This is a genomic window from Burkholderia reimsis, from assembly GCF_003294055.1.
Taxonomy (GTDB): Bacteria; Pseudomonadota; Gammaproteobacteria; order Burkholderiales; family Burkholderiaceae; genus Burkholderia; species Burkholderia cepacia.
Map to the genome: position 1 here is coordinate 1 of NZ_QMFZ01000116.1, position 1,067 is coordinate 1,067.

1 protein-coding gene is annotated in these 1,067 nt (G+C 61.3%); it reads right to left on the reverse strand.

The window, feature by feature from the left end:
* Window positions 1-965 (reverse strand): type VI secretion system contractile sheath large subunit (gene tssC, locus DPV79_RS41470; protein ID WP_113048177.1); only part of this gene is annotated, 965 nt, incomplete at its 3' end.
* Window positions 966-1,067: the final 102 nt, after the last annotated feature.

Consider the following 1,067-nt stretch of genomic DNA (forward strand, 5'->3'; position numbering starts at 1 on the left):
TCGTCGGTCGGGAACGTATGGCACGGCAGGTTTTCAACCGTGCCGCCCGATTCGACACCGCGGATCAGCGAGCACCAGCCGTACAGCTTGAACGAGCGGTTGATGTTCACGCCCATTGCGTACGCGGCGTTCGCCCAACCGTAGCGGCTGTGATCGGAGCCGTTCGTGTCTTCCTCGAAATCGAACTCGTCGACCGGATTGGTCTTCGCGCCATACGGCAGACGTGCGAGGAAACGCGGCATCGCGAGACCCACGTAGCGCGCGTCCTCGGTATTGCGCATCGAATTCCACGCGGTGTATTCGAGGTTCTGCGTGAAGATCTTCGTCAGGTCACGCGGATTCGCGAGTTCCTGCCACGATTCCATCTGCAGCACCGACGGCGCGGCGCCGGTGATGAACGGCGTATGGGCTGCCGCCGCGACCTTCGCGATCGAGCCCAGCAAATCGACGTCCGGCGGCGTATGGTCGAAGTAGTAGTCGGCCACAAGGCACCCGTACGGTTCACCGCCGAGCTGGCCATACTCCTCTTCGTAGATCTGCTTGAAGAGCGGACTCTGGTCCCATGCCAGTCCCTTGTAGCGGCGCATCGTGCGATGCAGCTCGGTCTTCGAGACATCCATGAAGCGGATCTTCAGGTGTTCGTCGGTCTCGGTGTTCGACACGAGGTGATGCAGTCCGCGCCAAGCCGATTCGAGCGCCTGGTAATCGTCATGGTGAAGAATCAGGTTGATCTGTTCCGATAGCTTGTGATCAATCTGCGCGATGATCGCCGCGATGCTCTTGTAGGCGTCGTCGCTAATTGTCGTGGTCTGCGCGAGCGCCTGCTCGGCGAGCGTCTGGACCGCGTATTCGACGGCCTCTCGCGCCTGCTCCGTCTTCGGGCGGAATTCCCGCTCCAGCAGGTTCGTAAAATCCGACTGGGTAGTTGTCTGCGCCTGGGCGGTCTGCGCTTGCTGTTTCGCCATGATGGTCATCCTCGATCGGTTCGTCGGTCAGTTCGCGCTTTCTGCGTCGGCAGCGCCATTCTCATGTCGCTCCGGCTTCGGTGCGGCCGCGAGCGACTTGAG